The sequence below is a fragment of the Anaerotignum sp. MSJ-24 genome (assembly GCF_018918145.1).
Classification (GTDB): Bacteria; Bacillota; Clostridia; order Lachnospirales; family Anaerotignaceae; genus Metalachnospira.
Map to the genome: position 1 here is coordinate 260,853 of NZ_JAHLPX010000007.1, position 17,399 is coordinate 278,251.

Consider the following 17,399-nt stretch of genomic DNA (forward strand, 5'->3'; position numbering starts at 1 on the left):
GGGAGTGGTATATATGGTAAAAACAAAATCGGTTGTTGATGTAAAAGAAATTCCCGAAAAAATAATATGTGATGCATGCGGCAGAGAAATAGAAAAAATAAATGACGGCATTTTTGCGGATTACTATAAAATAGAAAAAACATGGGGATATTTTTCCGAAAAAGACGGAAGACAGGACAGCTTTGATATATGCGAAAAGTGCTATGACAAAATGCTTAAGGCGATTGGATTGCAAAACAAAATATCGGAATAAACAAAAAAATGAACGGCATCTCCGTTCATTTTTGTATGTAGTCATAAATTTATTAATTTACGGTTTTAACAGTAACTCGGTTTTTTCCGCTGTTTTTAGATTGATACATTGCTTTGTCAGCCTGTTCGATTGCATCATGTACCGTAATTCCGGAAATATCTCCGATAATGCACACACCTACGCTGATTGTGGCATGTATAGTTTTTCCGTTATAGTCAATAGGCGTATTTTCAACTTTTTTTCTTATTTTTTTCGGCTATAACAGCTGCATCATGCTTACACTGCATTATTAACAGAAATTCTTCACCGCCCCAACGGCAGAAACGACAATGCTTGCACATGAGCCGTAACGGTATTTTTGAAAAATACAACAGTATTATATTTAAAAGACATAAAACTGCAAACAAAAGTGTTGCAAACATAAGTATATGTTCTTTTGTAAAAATATTTATTATTGTCATTATGAAAGATGTTAATGAAATTGCGGCATTAAGAAAATAAAAGTTTTTGTCTGAGATTATCCGATACAACTGCTATTTTTATATTTTTAATCAGTCTGTTACATAATTTTTTTATTTTCATTAGGTTCACTTCATTTCATAAATATTAATATTTTATTTTTGCTGAAATATAGTTGATTATCATACATTTTTTTAATCAGGTCAATAACAAATGATTTAAAATAACGCCGATTGTAATATTTTTAAGTTGCATAAAAGTCTGTTTTTAACTATAATTATATAGTTATGTCTTTTTATTTATATTTAAAGGTATTATAAAATTTTGTAAATAGAAAAGGAGTTATATCATGCAAAAGAAAAAATTATCGCTTGCACTTAAGATATTCATTGCTCTTGTGCTTGCCATTGTTGCCGGTCTTGTCTTTCAAAATCAAGCTGATATACTAACAACGTATGTAAAACCGTTTGGAACAATATTTCTTAATCTGCTTAAATTTATTATTGTTCCGGTTGTGCTTTGTTCAATAATGGACGGAATACTTTCGATGAAGGATATTAAGAAGGTAGGCTCTATTGGTATAAAAACAGTTATCTACTATTTTTGTACAACGGCCTTTGCGATTACAATAGGTCTTTTATTTGCCAATATAGCAAAAGGTGCATTTCCGCTTATCGAAACAAGCAACCTTACTTATGAGGCAAGTGAGCCTATTTCGTTTATGACTACATTTGTAAACATATTCCCTTCAAACTTTTTTGAGCCTATGGTAAATGCAAATATGCTCCAGGTAATAGTCATTGCTATTATTGTTGGTTTTGGCATTATACTTGCAGGAAAAGACGGTGAAGTGGTTGCCAAAGCGATACACAGCCTTAATGTTGTGTTTGTAAAGTGTATGGACATGATTATAAAGCTTTCACCGATTGCGGTTTTCTGCCTCTTATGTCCGGTTGTTGCGGATAACGGTGCGGAAATAGTCGGTTCGCTTGCAAAAGTTCTCGGTGTTGCTTATGTATGTTATATAATACACAGCATTTGTATTTACTCAATTTCGGTAAAGCTGTTTGCAAATCTGAGCCCAATAAAATTCTTTAAAGAAATGATGCCGGCTATTATGTTTGCGTTTTAAAGTGCTTCGTCGGTCGGAACACTTCCCATAAATATGGAATGTACACAGAAAATGGGTGCATCGGAAGAAATATCATCGTTTGTGCTTCCTCTCGGTGCAACAATCAATATGGACGGTACAGCAATTTATCAGGGTGTATGTGCAATATTTATTGCGTCATGTTACGGTATAAACCTTACATTTCCGCAGATGCTGACAATAGTCCTTACGGCAACGCTTGCTTCAATAGGTACGGCAGGTGTTCCCGGTTCCGGTATGATGATGCTTACAATGGTTCTTACTTCTGTCGGACTTCCGATTGAAGGTATTGCACTTGTAGCAGGTGTTGACCGTATATTCGATATGGGAAGAACGGCGGTAAATATCACAGGTGATGCTGCCTGTACAATGGTTATTAATGCCATTGAAAAAAGAAAGATGGAAAGAGCAAGCAAACGAAATAAATAATACATAAATAAACAGTCTGCTTTGGTGTAAAAATTAAGCAGACTGTTTTGCTTTTATCGCTTGTATGGCGAAATTATTTAATTTACGTAATTTAATATTTTTAAACAGAAGTTTTAGCTAATAAAACAACCGTTTCTACATGCTGAGTTCTCGGAAACATATCAACACATTTGACTTTTACAGTTTTATATCCGTTGGCCTCAAATACCTGTAAATCTCTTGCCAATGATGTCGGTTTGCATGAAACATAAACGATCTCTTCGGCTCCGAAATCAATGATTTTGAGAATAGCTTTGGGATTAATTCCGTCTCTCGGAGGATCGACAATAATTAAGTCGGGCTTATCTTCGAGCTCATCAACCTTTTTAAGTACGTCACCGGCTATAAATTCGCAGTTGGTTATGCCGTTAAGCTCGGCATTGATTTTAGCGGCCTCAACGGCTTCTTCAACTATTTCTATTCCGATAACCTTTTTACTGCCTTCGCTCATTATTTGTCCTATTGTGCCTGTTCCGCAATATAAGTCGAATACAACCTTTCCCGATGTATCTCCGGCATATTCCCTGACAACCGAATATAATTTTTCAGCACCCTTTGAATTTGTCTGGAAAAACGAAAATGCCGAAATTTTGAATTTGAGTCCGAGAAGATTTTCGTAGAAATAGTCATTTCCGTATAATATTTTTGTTTCATCACTCTGAACAACATCGGCGAGAGAATCATTTATTGTGTGGAGAATACCGGCGATTTTTCCGCTTAATTCTGTGTCAAGAATAGCTTTGGCATAGTCCTCCGGATTGAAAGTATAGTCTGATGTTGTAATAAGGTTTATTAAAATTTCGCTTGTAAAAGCTGCTTTTCTCACAACAAGATGTCGGAGCTGGCCGTCATGTCTTTTTTTATGATAGAACGGTATATTGTTCTCGGTAAAGAACTCCAATGTAGTGTTGATGATTTTGAGGAAATCGTTATCAACTATGTTGCAGTCCTTAAGAGTAACAACTTCGTAAAAGCTGTTTCTTTTTCTCATTCCGAGAGCGAGATCGCCGTCCTTTTCGGAGTCACCGAATGAAAATTCGCATTTGTTTCTGTAAGCCTTTTCTTCGGGAGCAGGAAGAAGTCCTTCAAATTCATAGTCTGATATGCCGGCATTATCAAGTATCTTTTTAACCATATTTTCTTTTATTTTGTTTTCTTCTTTATAGCTGATTCGCTGATAACTGCATCCTCCGCAAAGCTCGAAATGCGAACAGCCTTTTTCTGTTTCAAGAGGTGAGCGTTCGAGAATTTCTCTTAATTCACCTTCCAGATTTCCGTTTTTCTTTTTTGTTATTCTTGCCATAACCTTCTGTCCGGGAATTGTATTTTTAACGGTTATCGGCATATCCTCAACAATGCCTTTTCCTTTGTTGGGAAAAGCAATATCGTTAATCATAACCTCGATAAAATCATTCTTTTTCATTTTATAAAAACCTCCGATAAATTGGTTTGCATTTTTTTCGCTTTGTGTTATACTGAAATAACTGATATATTTCAGATTATTTTTAAAATAGGAGTGTAAACATTAATGGCTGAAAAAATCGAGACAGGTAGTGTAGTTGAAGGAAAGGTTGTAAGAATCAAACCTTTCGGTGCAATAGTCCAGCTTGAGGGCGGCGCACAGGGACTTGTACACATATCACAGATTGCAAACGGATTTGTTCAGGATATAAACGACCACGTCGCAGTTGGCGATACAGTTAAAGTAAAGGTAATGTCTGTCGATGAAGAAAACAAGAAAATTGCTCTTTCAATAAGAGAGGCTCTTCCCAAAGCTCCCAGACAGCAGAATAACTTTAAGTCAAGAGAGCATAAAAACAACTATGAACCCAGAAACAGACAGAATTCCGGTAATGATGCCGCACAGGCTAAGGATCCTGTAAACGATTTTGAGGAAAAAATGAAAGAATGGCTTAAACAGTCCAATGAACGTCAGGCCGGAATCAATAAACGTAATAACAGACGTAACGGCGGATATTGATAAATTTCATTTTAGCCAATAATATTATAATTATATAGGCTTAAATTGTTTTTTTCAACATAAGGTTTTGTATACTTAAAAATTATAACAGGTCACGCTTTGAAAGCGCGACCTGTTAGACTATAGACAAAGTTATTTTTATATAGCGGAAGGTATTAGGAAACGAAGAGTTTCCTAAGTGGAATCCGCAGACGGGATTCACTCCCGTCGAGGAGAATAGCGAGTTTCAAGGCTTTTTAGCCGATGGAATGAGATATTCATGCCTCTGTTTAAATAAGTCGAAATCCTGATTTCGACTTAGGTGTCGACTTTGTCGACACCTTGACAGGTCACGCTTTGAAAGCGCGACCTGTTTGTGTATTATATCAAATTTAAAATACAAACGGAAATTCAAATTTTTCGCCGACATCAAAGGGCGAAACGCCTGTTGTTTCTGTGACTTCAAAGGTTGCTCCGTCCCAACCGTTGATTTTTATAATTCCTTTTATGTTTCCGTCATCTGCGGTAAAGGCAAGCTCACTGTTTCCGTTATCAATAAAAGTTCCTTGAGTTCCGCCTCGTCTGAAAATAAAAATATCTGCCGTATCATTTCCGTCAGTTGCCTGACGGGTTATTAATGAACTATGTACGCTGTCGGTTCCATAATTATCAACGAATACACCGTATTTTTCCGAAGCCTCAGGCATGGTAAAAGCTTCACCTTTAACTTTTGCCAGCTCGTCAGCAAGAAAATATGATCTGTTCATGGTTATTTCCTCTAAGAATGAATTTTTTAGCAGAGGATACATACTTCCGTTTTCTTCCGGAAGTCCTATATATCTTGAAGTTACGTCATCCTTCATGGCTATCCAGTTTCTTTGCTCTGTAAGTACTCTTTCTTTTGTTTCGGAATCGGCTGAACTGCTGAATCTGCTCCAGAGATTATTTAATTCTGTGTCCCAGATTGCATATAACCATTGTGATGCAACATTCATTTCTCCCTGTGTTTGAGCCGATTCTGCTAACAAGGAATATTTTTGCGTTATTTTGTCAATATTTTTTAATTCATCCTGAATAGATTGTGAGTTGGATACAACATAGTCAACATCGGTTTTTATGTCGTCGGTATAATCATATGTGTAGTCCGCTTCTGTTATACTCTGCAGCTCTAAATCTTTATCTTCCGGTGTGGCAGTATCAGTCTGATTTTCTGTTTGGAAAGTTTTGTTTTCGGTTTCCGATTCTATTTTTTTATTTCCGCAACCTACACAAAGTGCTGAAACCAACAGTGCGGTTACAATATAAATTCTCTTTTTCATATATTTCTCCTTAGCACATAGAAATTTAATTAAATAAATTATAACATATCATTATTTCATTTCTTTTTTTTAATTTCTTATTTTTTTACTTAATAATTATATTAAAATTTCAATGATACAGATATTAAAAAACAGACAACACAATAAAATATTATTGCATTGTCTGATAAAATTTTTTGGATTTAGGATAAAATTTAAAAACAGTTTTTAAATTTAATTATGTATAAATATTAATTACTCATAGTATTCCGGCACGGTTTTGAGTGTTTTGAAAAACTCATAATCATGGGCAAATACAATTTTTGCATTGTATTTTTTCTGGAGCTTTCTGAGCTTTTCTATGGACTTGAAAAATTCAATACTGTCATATAAAAGTCCTGATGCCTTTGCGGGAGGGCCATATACCTCCTGAGTATATACGCAGTCCTGAGGAAGAATGATAGTTCCGTCCTTTTCAAGATGAACAATAAGTCCGATAAGACCGGGAGTATGTCCGGGAAGGTTTACAACCTCTATGCCGGGAGCAAGCTCAAAATCCTCATCAACAAGTATATACTGCTTTACAGGAACATCAAGGTCTGCCTTTACATAACCGCCGTGTGTTGCCGGATCTGGATTGAGATGAACCTGAGTCTGGCCGAACATGAAATCAGCCTTTGGAACATATACGTTGGCGTGTTTGAAAAGATGTATGTTTCCGGCATGGTCAAGGTGCATATGCGAAAGAACTACGGTTTTTATATCTTCAGGCTTTACACCTATCAAAGCAAGCTGGTTTTCCAGACGTTCTTCTTTTGACTGATAAAGCGGATAGGTTTCCCTAAGTCCTTCCGGCCAGTAGCCGTTCATGGCTTCTGGATTGCTTCCTGTATCATAAAGAATGTATTCGCCGTTGTTTTCGATTAAAAAAGCCATTACGGGCAGCTTTATCCATGAGTTTTCAACATGCGGCTTGCTGTATGTGCCGACTGTTGAACAGGCTACAACATTGTTTTTATCGCTTTCGAGATAACCGGTGTTTAAAATATAAAGTTTCATTGGCAACACTCCTTTTTTATTTATTACAGCATAAAATCCGACTAAAAGCAATATTAATAAATATTAATTTTTGATTTATATTTATTAATATTTTATCGCTTTGAATCGATAAAAAATTTTTTGCAAAAAGTATTGACAAATATATTTTTGTCATGTAATAATATCGTCAACAGGAACAAACCACTGATTAAGAGGAGTAATCATTCCGAAAACATTTCACAGAGAGTGATACATTGCTGAGAGTATCGCAGTCAAGGATTGATGAATGGACTTATGAGGGCAAGCTGAAAGCTTAGGCAAGTAGGTGCGACGGATTTCCGCACGTTACAGCGGAGCGCATATGATAGTATGCAGTTGAGGAGCGCCCGTATATTGGGTGAATTTAGGTGGTACCGCAGGAGTTTTATACCTCTTGTCCTATTTTGATATAGGACAAGAGGTTTTTTTATTTTCTAAACACGAAAGGAGAAACAAACCAATGAGTAATGACAGAGAGAAAATACCCTACAAAATCTATCTTGAAGAGAGTGAAATGCCGAAACAATGGTACAATGTAAGAGCGGATATGAAAAACAAACCGGCTCCGCTTCTTAACCCGGGAACACATAAACCTATGACATTTGATGAACTTCGTCCGGTATTTTGCGATGAGCTTATAAAACAGGAGCTTGATGATACAACAGCTTATTTTGATATTCCGGAAGAGATACTTAATTTCTACAAGATGTATCGCCCTTCGCCTGTTATGCGTGCTTATAATCTTGAAAAGGCACTCGGAACTCCGGCAAAGATCTATTATAAATTTGAGGGCAACAATACATCGGGCAGCCATAAGCTTAACTCGGCTCTTGCTCAGGCATACTATGCTAAGAAACAGGGACTTAAAGGCGTAACAACAGAAACCGGTGCAGGTCAGTGGGGAACAGCGCTTTCAATGGCATGCTCTTTCTTCGGAATAGATTGTAAGGTTTATATGGTTAAGGTATCCTATGAGCAGAAGCCCTTCCGCCGTGAGGTTATGAAAACATACGGTGCTTCTGTAACTCCTTCGCCTTCGGATACAACAGCGGTAGGAAGAAAAATACTTGAGGAATTTCCCGGAACAACAGGTTCTCTCGGTTGTGCAATATCCGAGGCGGTAGAGGCGGCAACAACAAGAGAAGGCTATCGTTATGTTCTTGGCTCTGTGCTCAATCAGGTTCTTCTTCATCAGTCAATAATCGGCCTTGAGGCAAAGGCGGCCCTTGAAAAATACGGAATTAAGCCCGACATTATAATCGGTTGTGCCGGAGGCGGTTCAAATCTCGGCGGACTTATATCACCGTTTATGGGCGAAAAGCTTCGCGGTGAAGCCGATTACAGAATTATTGCGGTTGAGCCTGCATCATGCCCCAGCTTTACAAGAGGAAAATACGCTTATGACTTCTGCGATACAGGTATGGTCTGCCCGCTCGCAAAAATGTATACTCTCGGCAGTGGCTTTATTCCTTCACCTAACCATGCCGGCGGACTCCGTTATCATGGCATGAGCTCAATACTTTCACAGCTTTATGACGACGGACTTATGGAGGCACGTTCCGTTGAGCAGACAAGCGTATTCGCCGCTGCGACACAGTTTGCAAGAACTGAAGGCATACTTCCCGCACCGGAAAGCAGCCACGCAATAAGAGCCGCTATTGATGAAGCTCTTGTATGCAAGGAAACAGGTGAGGAAAAAACAATACTCTTTGGTCTTACAGGAACAGGCTATTTTGATATGACAGCATATGAGAAATATAATAACGGAGAAATGTCCGATTATATTCCTACTGATGAGGAGCTTGAAAAGAGCTTTGCAATGCTGCCTAAAATAGATTGAATTTACTATTAATTATATGTCTTTATTCCCCGAGGAACGCCGAAAGGCGTTCCTTTTTTAGTGAATCGGATAAATTATGTAACTTCAAGGCATTTATAATTAAATGATATTATAATGTAGATATTGGAATTGTGTATTGGCTTTGCATTATGTATAAAAATTAAAATTGGGCTTTTACATTAAATGGTGAGAATTGCTAAAAATATGAAATTATTGTAATAAAACACCATATAATGCTGTAATTAGGTTGTAAAAAACGTATTATTGTGGTACAATTAATGTCGAATAATGATGTTATATATCGGATTTTAAAGTAAAAATAAATGTATTAACGTATTAACTATATACATACAAATTGTTGTTTGACTTTTAAAATTGCAGATATTTGTAACATATAAAGACAGTTATTGACTAAGCCGTGTGTGAATTGAAAAGAAATGTTAGTTTTAAATTGGGAGTAGGGTAATTTATGTATAGAAAAGATTCTGTAAGTTGGCTTAAACATTATGATTTTATATTGTTGGATATGTTGTGCCTTCAAATAGCATTTGTACTGTCATATCTGATAAACGGTTATGGATTAAACCCTTATAAGAGCTTGTTATATAGAAATATGGCAATTTTTATTGAGTTTGCCGATGTAGTTGTAATGTTTATGCTTGGTTCGTTAAAGGGAGTATTGAAAAAAGGATATTATAAAAGCTTTGTTGTAACATTAAAGCAGGCTGTTGCTGTCGGTGTTATATCTGTTTTTTATTTGTTCCTTATACAGGAAGGTCAGAATTATTCCAGGCTTTCGCTGATATATATGATTGTATTATACACAGGAATTACATACATAGTCAGAGAAATACGAAAAAGCCAGCTTAGAAAAAAGATGGTTACAGGCGGAAACCGTACATTATTAATTGTTACAAGCAAAGACGCTGCGGAAACCGTAATTGAAAATATGAAAGAAAATAATTATGCCGGATATATAATAGCCGGAGTAGTAATTATTGATTATGATATGACGGGAAAAATAATTAACGGAGTTAAGGTTGTTGCAAATGAAAGCAATGCACCGATGTATGTCTGCCAGGAATGGATAGATGAAGTTTTAATTGCTCCTTCATTGGAAGTTAAGTATCCCAAAGATTTAATTGATAAATTTATTGAAACCGGTGTGACAGTCCATCTTAACCTTGCTAAGGTATCAAATGCACCCGGTAAAAAACAGTTTGTTGAAAAAATAGGTAACTATACTGTTCTTACAACAAGTATAAATTATGCATCTACAAAACAGCTTGTAATGAAAAGGGCTATGGATATTCTTGCCGGTATCGTCGGCTGTATTTGTACGGGAATAATATTTGTTTTTGTAGCACCGGCTATATATGTAAATTCTCCCGGCCCTATTTTCTTTACGCAGGAGCGAGTCGGTAGAAACGGAAAGAAATTTAAAATGTATAAATTCAGAAGCATGTATTTAGATGCCGATGACCGTAAAGCCGAATTTATGAAACAGAATAAGATACATGATGCAAGAATGTTTAAACTTGATTTTGACCCAAGAGTCATAGGAAATAAAATTTTACCGGACGGAACACATAAAACAGGTATCGGTGATTTTATACGAAGAACGAGTCTTGATGAATTTCCGCAGTTTTTCAATGTACTTAAAGGTGATATGTCACTTGTCGGAACAAGACCACCGTTGGTTGGCGAAGTGAATCTTTATGAGCTGCATCATAGAGCAAGACTTGCTATTAAGCCCGGAATTACCGGTATGTGGCAGGTGAGCGGAAGAAGTGATATTACGGATTTTGAAGAAGTTGTAAGACTTGATAAGGAATACATAAGTAATTGGAATATAGGGCTTGATATAAAAATTATCTTGAAAACATTTATGGTTGTATTCAAAAGAGATGGTTCGATGTAATTGACTTTTGCCGATATGTAGTGATTTTGATATTGTTGAAAGTCGGAAACAGTTGATGATAAATGTCAAATTAAGAATAGGGAAGATTATTATGAACAATAAAAAAGGTTCGCTTAGAATTGCGGTTTTGGGACATAAAACTATTCCGAGCAGACAGGGCGGAGTAGAAATAGTTGTTGAAGAATTGTCGGTTCGCATGGCAAAACTGGGTCATAAAGTTACTGTGTATAATCGCAGTGGACATCATGTAAGCGGAAAAGAATTTGATAGTAAAAAGCTTAAAGAGTATAAAGGAATACGAATGAAATATGTTCCTACGATAGATAAAAAAGGCTTGGCGGCAATGAGTGCATCTTTTTTTGCAGCGATAGCGGCAGCCTTTGGAAAATATGATGTGGTGCACTTTCATGCGGAAGGACCGTGTGCAATGCTTTGGTTGCCCAAATTATTTGGAAAGCGTTGCATAGCTACAGTACATGGTTTGGATCACCAGAGAGCAAAATGGGGTAAATTAGCCAGCACATATATTATGCTCGGAGAAAAATGTGCGGTTAAATATGCTGATGAAATTATTGTTCTCAGTGAAGGAGTACAGAACTATTTTAAGGAAACTTATGGACGTGAAACCAAGTTTATTCCTAATGGTGTAAATCGCCCGGTCATTAGAGAACCAGAACTTATTGAAAAGAAATTTGGACTTGAAAAAGATAATTATATATTATTCTTAGGACGTCTTGTTCCGGAAAAGGGAATCACGTATTTAATTGAAGCATTTAAAAAAGTAAATACAGATAAAAAGTTAGTGATTGCAGGAGGCAGTTCCGATACAGATGAATTTGCAAATCAGTTAAAAGAAATGGCAAAAGGTGATGACAGAATTATCTTTACGGGATTTGTTCAGGGCAAGTTATTAGATGAGTTGTATAGCAACGCTTATATTTATAGCTTACCAAGTGATTTAGAGGGAATGCCGCTTAGCTTATTAGAAGCAATGAGTTATGGAAATTGTTGTTTGGTATCCAATATAGATGAATGTGCTTCTGTAGTAGAAGATAAAGCATTTGTCTTTAAGAAAAGTAATGTCGAAGATTTAAAAGAAAAATTACAAAATGCTTGTGACGATAAAGAACAAGTACAAAAATATAAAGATGAAGCAGCAGATTATATTTGTGGAAAATATAATTGGGATGATGTAGTGGAAAAAACATTAAATTTATATAGAGGATAGAAAAATGATTCGAATATTGCAATGTGTAAATGATATGCATCGAGCAGGACTTGAGACGATGCTTATGAATTATTATAGAAATATAGACAGGGAAAAAATTCAATTTGATTTTTTAACACATCGTCCACAGAGAAGTGATTATGATGATGAAATTGAGAGCTTGGGAGGAAAGATTTATTATGCTCCTCGCTTGTATCCACAAAATTATCCTAAATACTATAAATGGATGAAACAGTTTTTTAGTGAACATCCAGAATATAAAATTATTCATTCACACATTGATGCAATGAGTTATTTGCCATTGAAAGCTGCAAAGAAAGCGAATATACCGGTACGTATTGCACATAGTCATAATACCTCTATTGATAAAGATTTCAAGTATTTATTAAAACAATATTTTCGTTCCAGAATAACAACGGTTGCTACTGATTATTGTACTTGTGGACAAGAAGCTGGAAAATTCTTGTTTGGAAATAAAGACTTTACTTTTATTCCCAATGCGATTGAAGTTGATAAATTTTTATATGATAAAGATTTAAGAAATAAAAAACGAGCAGAATTAGGTATGAAAGATGAATTTGTGGTGGGACATGTCGGGAGACTCTCTTATCAGAAAAATCATAAATTGTTAATTGAAATTTTTAATTCACTTTTGAAATTAGAGAGAAATGCATTATTAATATTAGTAGGCGTTGGAGAAAAAGAAGAGGAAATAAAAAAACAGATACATGAGCTTGGGTTGGATTCTAAAGTGAAGTTTTTAGGAAATAGAAGTGATGTAAATGAATTGTATCAGGCAATGGATGTGTTTGTTATGCCGTCTTTTTTTGAAGGTGTTCCAGTAGTTGGTATAGAAGCTCAATTTTCAGATTTACCTTGTATTTTCTCGGATAGAGTTCCAAAAGAAGTAAAATTTAATTCTAAAACACAATTCGTTAAATTAGAAGCTACTTTAGATGAATGGGTTAAATCTATCGAAAGAACAAAGAATATCGAGAGAAATTCAAAAGCAAAAGATTTACAGAATAGTAAATATGATATTAAAGTAGCACATTCGATATTGGAAAATTATTATTTGGATATAGTTAATAAGAAAGGATTGTAATATGGCAGGACATAAAAGTATTAAGCGAATTATACATCGTTGTGCTGAAGAAATAGATGCAACAAGAAGGATTTCTAAAGTTACTTCTTTTAAAGAAGGTTTAGAAACTTTTAGGGCAAAAGTTGATATTCAGATTATGAATCGTAATGGATATTATGAAAATGAAACTAGAAAAAATCATTTGTTACGTAAGCATGATATTATGATTCGTTATTATGAAAAAACTTTTGGCGATTTTTTAAAGACATATGATTATGATCATAAAAATAAAAAGCTACCTAAATCAGAGTATTCGGATTGCATATGGGTTTGTTGGTGGCAGGGACTTGAACGGGCACCAGAGCTTGTAAAAGTTTGTGTAGACTCTATAAAAAGAAATGCAGGAAATCATAGAGTAATTATTTTGACGGATGATAATTACAAGCAGTATGTGGATATTCCAAAGTGGGTGGAAGAAAAAAAGAATAAGGGAATTATAACAAGAACGAATTATTCTGATTTATTAAGGCTTTCGTTATTGGCTAAACATGGTGGTATGTGGATTGATTCTACATTTTTTTGTACAGAGCCAATCTTAGATGAGTATTTTAAAGAGCCATTATGGTCAATAAAAAGACCAGATTACTTTCATGCATCTATTGCATCTGGATATTTCGCAGGCTACTCATTGGCTTGCAATGAGAAAAATCGTTTTGCATTTATAACAATTCGTGATTTCTTTTTGAATTATTGGAAACATAATGATACTATGGTTGATTATTTGATGGTTGATTATATGATTGTATTGGCACAAAAATACGATAAGAGAATTGCCCAAATTTTTGCTGATATTAAGCCGAATAATCCAGAATGTGATGAATTATATAAGGTGATGGGAGAGCAGTTTGATGAGAGTAAATGGTGTGCTTTGAAAGAGGATACATATTTATTTAAATTGAGCTGGAAATATCAATATCCAAGAGAAAAGAATGGTGTTCCTACTTTTTACGGAAAATTACTTAAAGGTAATTTAAATGTATGAGTAGACGGGGAAAAATAAATGAATTTAAAACTTCGTAAAATATATATTACAGTTAATTTATGGAGAGTTATTCCGGTTTGCTGTTGTATGAAATTAAGTAAATTTCGAGATAAAATAAAAGAAGACTTAGACGTTTGGAAACGGGAAGATGGAAATTTAGAAGGAAAAATATATTCTACTGGAGAGATTTTATTATATGATAAAGCTTTTATTAATTTGTTATTAAATCGTTTACATATGGACCCATTACTATGGGTTATTACAAGAATATTTTTTTCTCCGAGAGATTCATTGGAAATTAATATGCCTCCAGAAAAGATAGGTGGGGGGATGTATTTTCAACATGGCTTTGCTACTGTTATTGCAGCCAAAGAAATAGGGGAACACTGCTGGATTAATCAGCAGGTTACAGTAGGATATACAAACAAAACAGATGCCCCCATAATAGGGAATAATTGCAAAATATCGGCTGGAGCAATTGTAGTAGGAGATGTTTGCGTTGGAGATAATGCAGTTGTTGGAGCTGGAGCTGTGGTTACTAAAAATGTAAAGGCAAATAGTGTTGTTGTGGGATGTCCTGCACGAGAATTAAATAATAAAAAAAATTAGTATTAACCCAGTAATTTTGATGGAAAAAGAGGATTTGGGTATGGTAAAGAGAAAAAAAATAAAAATTTTTATAAATCAACAAGCTAGGGATGGAGCAGGAACAGTTTTAGCTATTGAATGGGCTAGGGGATTTAAGGCAAATGGATGTGATGTGTATGCAACTGTTCCGGATACGGCAACGAATTTGGACGAATGGCTTGATGAAATAGGATCTGATAAATTATTTATTATTAAAGATTATAAGGATAAAAACAAATGGGATTTTGTTATAAAAACAATGTATCTTTTTTTTGTAGATCAGTGGAGAATTAGAAAAAAATTTAGAATGATTAAATTTGATTTTTCTTTTAGAACATTATATGGACATTGGAATTCAATTGTTGAAAGGTGTATAAAGAAAGAAAAAATAGTTTCAATTTGTCATGATCCAATAAGTCATTCTGGTGAAAAAGGTTATTTTGCTAAGGCAGTTAGAAAATCAATAATAGACTCAGATGATGTAGTAGTACTTACAAAATCGTTCATTCCATTGGTAAATAAAAACTATAATATACCGATAGAAAAAATTCATTTTGTACCACACGGTCGTATGTCTAGTTATGTAAAGTGTCAAGATGATAGGTATAAAATCGATTACTCGAAAGATAAATATAATTTTGTTTTTTTCGGAAGAATAGAAAAATATAAAGGATTACATGTACTTGCAGAAGCAGGAAAAATCCTGCAGGAGAAAAGAACAGATTTTACAATTGTTGTTGCAGGTAATGGAGATTTTACAGAATATGAGAAAGAGTACAGTGAAATCAAAAATTCTAAAGTTATTAATAGATTCATACCAGATCAAGAGGTAGGCTGTTTATTTAGTGGACCTAATATTATAGCTATAATACCATATTTGGATGCGACTCAATCAGGTGTAATACCAATAGCGTATGAGTATGAAACTCCAATTATTGCCTCAAATACAGGTGGGTTGAAAGAACAATTGGATAATGGAAAAATAGGGCTATTATTTGAAGCAGGTAATGCTGCTGAACTTGCACAGAAAATGGAATATATTATGGATAATAAAGATGAGTTCAACCGGCAAGCAGAGTTGATTAGGACCTTTAGAGAAAGTTTAAATTGGGATATTTTGGCTAAAAAATTACTAAATGATTTGAATTTTTATAAAGGTAATAATTAAAAACATAGTTGTATATTAAAAGGAGAGAACATGAAAATTTTACATGTGTGTGCACAGGCATCAGCATTTAATTCAGGTGGAGCATTATGTGTATATCAGTCACATTGTGCATTGACTAGTTTATACAAAGAAGTTGATTATGCGGGGCCGCATATTGAAGATAAAGAAATCGAGAGTAAATACAAAAAATGTTATTATTTAGATTTTCCGATAAGTAAATTTACAAAATTAAATACACTTATGCACTTTCAGTTTGATAGAGCATATCCAAATTGGAAAAAAATCAAATTCCAATAAATAAATATGATTTAATATATATTGAGTTTACCAAGATGGATTATGTAATTAAAGATATTTTAAAATCTTCGTTTAAAGGGAAGATAATAGTTAGAGCACATAATGTAGAAACGGATTTTTATAGGATAGAGTATCAAAATAATAAATCAATACTTAGATTTTTAAAATATGAATTTAGCTATGCAAGAGAAAAATTCATGGTTCAAAATGCAGATTGCGTTTTAGCAATTACAGATGCGGATAAAAATAATTTTATTAATACATATGATTTGGATAGAGATAAAGTAAGAGTATTTCCTGTTGGAGTTAATCATGGAAATCTGATGCAATACGAGATGAAAAGGTATTTAAGTGTGATACGCCACAGGAGTTTGCTAAGGCGATTGATAGAGCAGCAAAGAGTGAATATGATATCAATGATATTGAAATTAAGGATTGGGCAGATTCCTGTTATTCGTATGAGGCTAATTTAAAAAAATACGAGTCGATATTTGAACATATATAAATGAAACAAGGAGAACTATAATGATTATAACAAAAACACCATTCCGTATGTCGTTTTTTGGTGGCGGAACAGATATGGAAAGCTTTTTTAAAGAAAACAGTGGATCGGTACTTTCTACAACTTTTGATAAGTATTGTTATGTTAATGTTCGGCATTTACCACGCTTTTTTGATTATTCTACAGAATTATCCTATTCAAAGACTGAACGTGTGACAAGTATTGATGACATTCAGCATCCTGCAATTCGTAACGCTATGAAGATGTTAGATATGCATGAGATCCGTTTGACATACGAAGCGGATCTTCCTGCGCGGTCTGGCTTGGGAACTTCAAGTTCGTTTGCTGTTGGGATGCTGAATGCCTTTTATGCATTGAAGGGAAAATACGCGGATAAGAAAAAGTTGGCAGATGAGGCTATCTATCTTGAACGTAATCTTTGTCAAGAGGCAGGTGGCTGGCAGGATCAGATTGCCGCTTCATTTGGTGGATTTAATCGTATTAATTTTAATGCAGATGGATATGAAGTTCTTCCAGTAATCATTTCGCCAGATCGAAAGAAGCAGCTGAACCATAATTTAATGATGTTTTTTACAGGCTTCACTAGGTTTTCTTCTGATGTACAAAAGGCTAATGCAGCAGATAAAGCAGATAAAATAGCACAATTAAAGGAAATGCTAGCGCTGGTTGATGAAGCCGAAAAAGTTCTGACAGATAAGCAGATAGACTTAGACGAGTTTGGAAGATTACTGGATCATACATGGAAACTAAAACGTCAGATAGGCTCAGCAGTGTCGACAAACAGTATTGATGAACTTTATGCTAAAGGTATGGCGGCTGGTGCCTTGGGTGGAAAGCTACTTGGGGCAGGTGGTGGTGGTTTCCTTGTGTTCTATGTACAGCCGGAGCATCAGGATTCCGTACGTTGGGCAATGCGTGATCTTATGTATATTCCATTTGAATTTGAAGATGGAGGCACAAGGGTAATCCATTATACACCGGAAACTTATGAACCGAGAATTTAG

General features: G+C 34.8%; 16 protein-coding genes, 1 pseudogene and 1 other annotated feature. Of the genes and pseudogenes, 13 read left to right on the top strand and 4 right to left on the bottom strand.

The features are described from left to right. The first annotated feature begins 13 nt into the window (after positions 1-13). Positions 14-253, top strand: a complete 240-nt coding sequence (locus tag KQI66_RS07465) for a hypothetical protein (RefSeq protein ID WP_216428220.1) — start codon at positions 14-16, stop codon at positions 251-253. A 52-nt stretch (positions 254-305) separates the two neighbouring features. Here the strand turns inward: KQI66_RS07465 and KQI66_RS07470 are convergent, their stop codons facing one another. After that, on the bottom strand, positions 306-500 hold the full coding sequence (locus tag KQI66_RS07470) for a GGDEF domain-containing protein (RefSeq protein WP_216428753.1): 195 nt from the start codon (positions 498-500) through the stop codon (positions 306-308). A 561-nt stretch (positions 501-1,061) separates the two neighbouring features. On the opposite strand from KQI66_RS07470, the pseudogene KQI66_RS07475 reads away from it, so the two are divergent. After that, positions 1,062-2,291: pseudogene (locus KQI66_RS07475) on the top strand (dicarboxylate/amino acid:cation symporter). A 100-nt stretch (positions 2,292-2,391) separates the two neighbouring features. On the opposite strand, the gene rlmD reads toward KQI66_RS07475, so the two are convergent. Then, the gene (gene rlmD / locus KQI66_RS07480; protein ID WP_216428221.1) at positions 2,392-3,753 is read right to left on the bottom strand and encodes a 23S rRNA (uracil(1939)-C(5))-methyltransferase RlmD; all 1,362 of its coding nucleotides are present in this window, start codon (positions 3,751-3,753) and stop codon (positions 2,392-2,394) included. A 105-nt stretch (positions 3,754-3,858) separates the two neighbouring features. Between rlmD and KQI66_RS07485 the strand changes: the two genes are divergently transcribed. Continuing rightward, positions 3,859-4,311, top strand: coding sequence for a S1 RNA-binding domain-containing protein (locus KQI66_RS07485; RefSeq protein WP_216428223.1), 453 nt, complete (start codon positions 3,859-3,861; stop codon positions 4,309-4,311). A gap of 371 nt (positions 4,312-4,682) precedes the next feature. Here the strand turns inward: KQI66_RS07485 and KQI66_RS07490 are convergent, their stop codons facing one another. Together KQI66_RS07490 and KQI66_RS07495 are read right to left on the bottom strand one after the other, a co-directional pair. Then, positions 4,683-5,609 (bottom strand): lysozyme inhibitor LprI family protein, encoded by a 927-nt coding sequence (locus tag KQI66_RS07490; protein WP_216428225.1) that lies wholly within the window; start codon positions 5,607-5,609, stop codon positions 4,683-4,685. Between the two features lie 234 nt (positions 5,610-5,843). After that, complete coding sequence (locus tag KQI66_RS07495; protein ID WP_216428227.1) at positions 5,844-6,647, bottom strand: N-acyl homoserine lactonase family protein; 804 nt, start codon at positions 6,645-6,647, stop codon at positions 5,844-5,846. 174 nt (positions 6,648-6,821) lie between these two features. Beyond that, positions 6,822-7,070 (top strand) — a binding site (T-box leader). A 55-nt stretch (positions 7,071-7,125) separates the two neighbouring features. On the opposite strand from KQI66_RS07495, the gene KQI66_RS07500 reads away from it, so the two are divergent. From KQI66_RS07500 to KQI66_RS07545, 10 genes are all read left to right on the top strand, one after another. Then, the gene (locus tag KQI66_RS07500; protein ID WP_216428229.1) at positions 7,126-8,505 is read left to right on the top strand and encodes a TrpB-like pyridoxal phosphate-dependent enzyme; all 1,380 of its coding nucleotides are present in this window, start codon (positions 7,126-7,128) and stop codon (positions 8,503-8,505) included. A 469-nt stretch (positions 8,506-8,974) separates the two neighbouring features. Then, positions 8,975-10,426, top strand: coding sequence for a sugar transferase (locus KQI66_RS07505; protein ID WP_216428231.1), 1,452 nt, complete (start codon positions 8,975-8,977; stop codon positions 10,424-10,426). Between the two features lie 91 nt (positions 10,427-10,517). Further along, positions 10,518-11,654: a glycosyltransferase family 4 protein gene (locus KQI66_RS07510; protein WP_216428233.1), complete on the top strand. Its 1,137-nt coding sequence runs from the start codon at positions 10,518-10,520 to the stop codon at positions 11,652-11,654. 4 nt (positions 11,655-11,658) lie between these two features. Next, positions 11,659-12,759 carry a glycosyltransferase family 1 protein gene (locus tag KQI66_RS07515; RefSeq protein ID WP_216428235.1) on the top strand — a complete coding sequence of 367 codons (1,101 nt, stop codon included), beginning with the start codon at positions 11,659-11,661 and terminating at the stop codon, positions 12,757-12,759. A gap of 1 nt (position 12,760) precedes the next feature. Further along, a complete protein-coding gene (locus KQI66_RS07520) occupies positions 12,761-13,780 on the top strand; it encodes a capsular polysaccharide synthesis protein (protein ID WP_216428236.1) in 1,020 nt (339 codons plus the stop codon). Positions 13,781-13,798: 18 nt separating this feature from the next. Then, positions 13,799-14,389, top strand: a complete 591-nt coding sequence (locus tag KQI66_RS07525) for a serine acetyltransferase (protein WP_216428238.1) — start codon at positions 13,799-13,801, stop codon at positions 14,387-14,389. 40 nt (positions 14,390-14,429) lie between these two features. Then, positions 14,430-15,575: a glycosyltransferase family 4 protein gene (locus tag KQI66_RS07530; protein WP_216428240.1), complete on the top strand. Its 1,146-nt coding sequence runs from the start codon at positions 14,430-14,432 to the stop codon at positions 15,573-15,575. A 30-nt stretch (positions 15,576-15,605) separates the two neighbouring features. Continuing rightward, positions 15,606-15,872: a hypothetical protein gene (locus tag KQI66_RS07535; RefSeq protein ID WP_216428242.1), complete on the top strand. Its 267-nt coding sequence runs from the start codon at positions 15,606-15,608 to the stop codon at positions 15,870-15,872. Then, on the top strand, positions 15,848-16,345 hold the full coding sequence (locus KQI66_RS07540; protein WP_216428244.1) for a glycosyltransferase family 4 protein: 498 nt from the start codon (positions 15,848-15,850) through the stop codon (positions 16,343-16,345). The genes KQI66_RS07535 and KQI66_RS07540 overlap by 25 nt, the downstream gene beginning before the upstream one ends. A gap of 52 nt (positions 16,346-16,397) precedes the next feature. After that, a complete protein-coding gene (locus KQI66_RS07545) occupies positions 16,398-17,399 on the top strand; it encodes a GHMP family kinase ATP-binding protein (RefSeq protein ID WP_216428246.1) in 1,002 nt (333 codons plus the stop codon).

Excerpts from the sequence above, each read along its gene's own strand:
- KQI66_RS07465 (WP_216428220.1), top strand. The coding sequence starts at position 14 with ATGGTAAAAACAAAATCGGTTGTTGATGTAAAAGAAATTCCCGAAAAA.
- KQI66_RS07530 (WP_216428240.1), top strand. The coding sequence starts at position 14,430 with ATGGTAAAGAGAAAAAAAATAAAAATTTTTATAAATCAACAAGCTAGG.
- KQI66_RS07505 (WP_216428231.1), top strand. The coding sequence starts at position 8,975 with ATGTATAGAAAAGATTCTGTAAGTTGGCTTAAACATTATGATTTTATA.
- KQI66_RS07520 (WP_216428236.1), top strand. The coding sequence starts at position 12,761 with ATGGCAGGACATAAAAGTATTAAGCGAATTATACATCGTTGTGCTGAA.
- KQI66_RS07510 (WP_216428233.1), top strand. The coding sequence starts at position 10,518 with ATGAACAATAAAAAAGGTTCGCTTAGAATTGCGGTTTTGGGACATAAA.
- KQI66_RS07485 (WP_216428223.1), top strand. The coding sequence starts at position 3,859 with ATGGCTGAAAAAATCGAGACAGGTAGTGTAGTTGAAGGAAAGGTTGTA.
- KQI66_RS07535 (WP_216428242.1), top strand. The coding sequence starts at position 15,606 with ATGAAAATTTTACATGTGTGTGCACAGGCATCAGCATTTAATTCAGGT.
- KQI66_RS07490 (WP_216428225.1), bottom strand. The coding sequence starts at position 5,609 with ATGAAAAAGAGAATTTATATTGTAACCGCACTGTTGGTTTCAGCACTT.
- rlmD (WP_216428221.1), bottom strand. The coding sequence starts at position 3,753 with ATGAAAAAGAATGATTTTATCGAGGTTATGATTAACGATATTGCTTTT.
- KQI66_RS07500 (WP_216428229.1), top strand. The coding sequence starts at position 7,126 with ATGAGTAATGACAGAGAGAAAATACCCTACAAAATCTATCTTGAAGAG.
- KQI66_RS07545 (WP_216428246.1), top strand. The coding sequence starts at position 16,398 with ATGATTATAACAAAAACACCATTCCGTATGTCGTTTTTTGGTGGCGGA.
- KQI66_RS07515 (WP_216428235.1), top strand. The coding sequence starts at position 11,659 with ATGATTCGAATATTGCAATGTGTAAATGATATGCATCGAGCAGGACTT.
- KQI66_RS07525 (WP_216428238.1), top strand. The coding sequence starts at position 13,799 with ATGAATTTAAAACTTCGTAAAATATATATTACAGTTAATTTATGGAGA.
- KQI66_RS07495 (WP_216428227.1), bottom strand. The coding sequence starts at position 6,647 with ATGAAACTTTATATTTTAAACACCGGTTATCTCGAAAGCGATAAAAAC.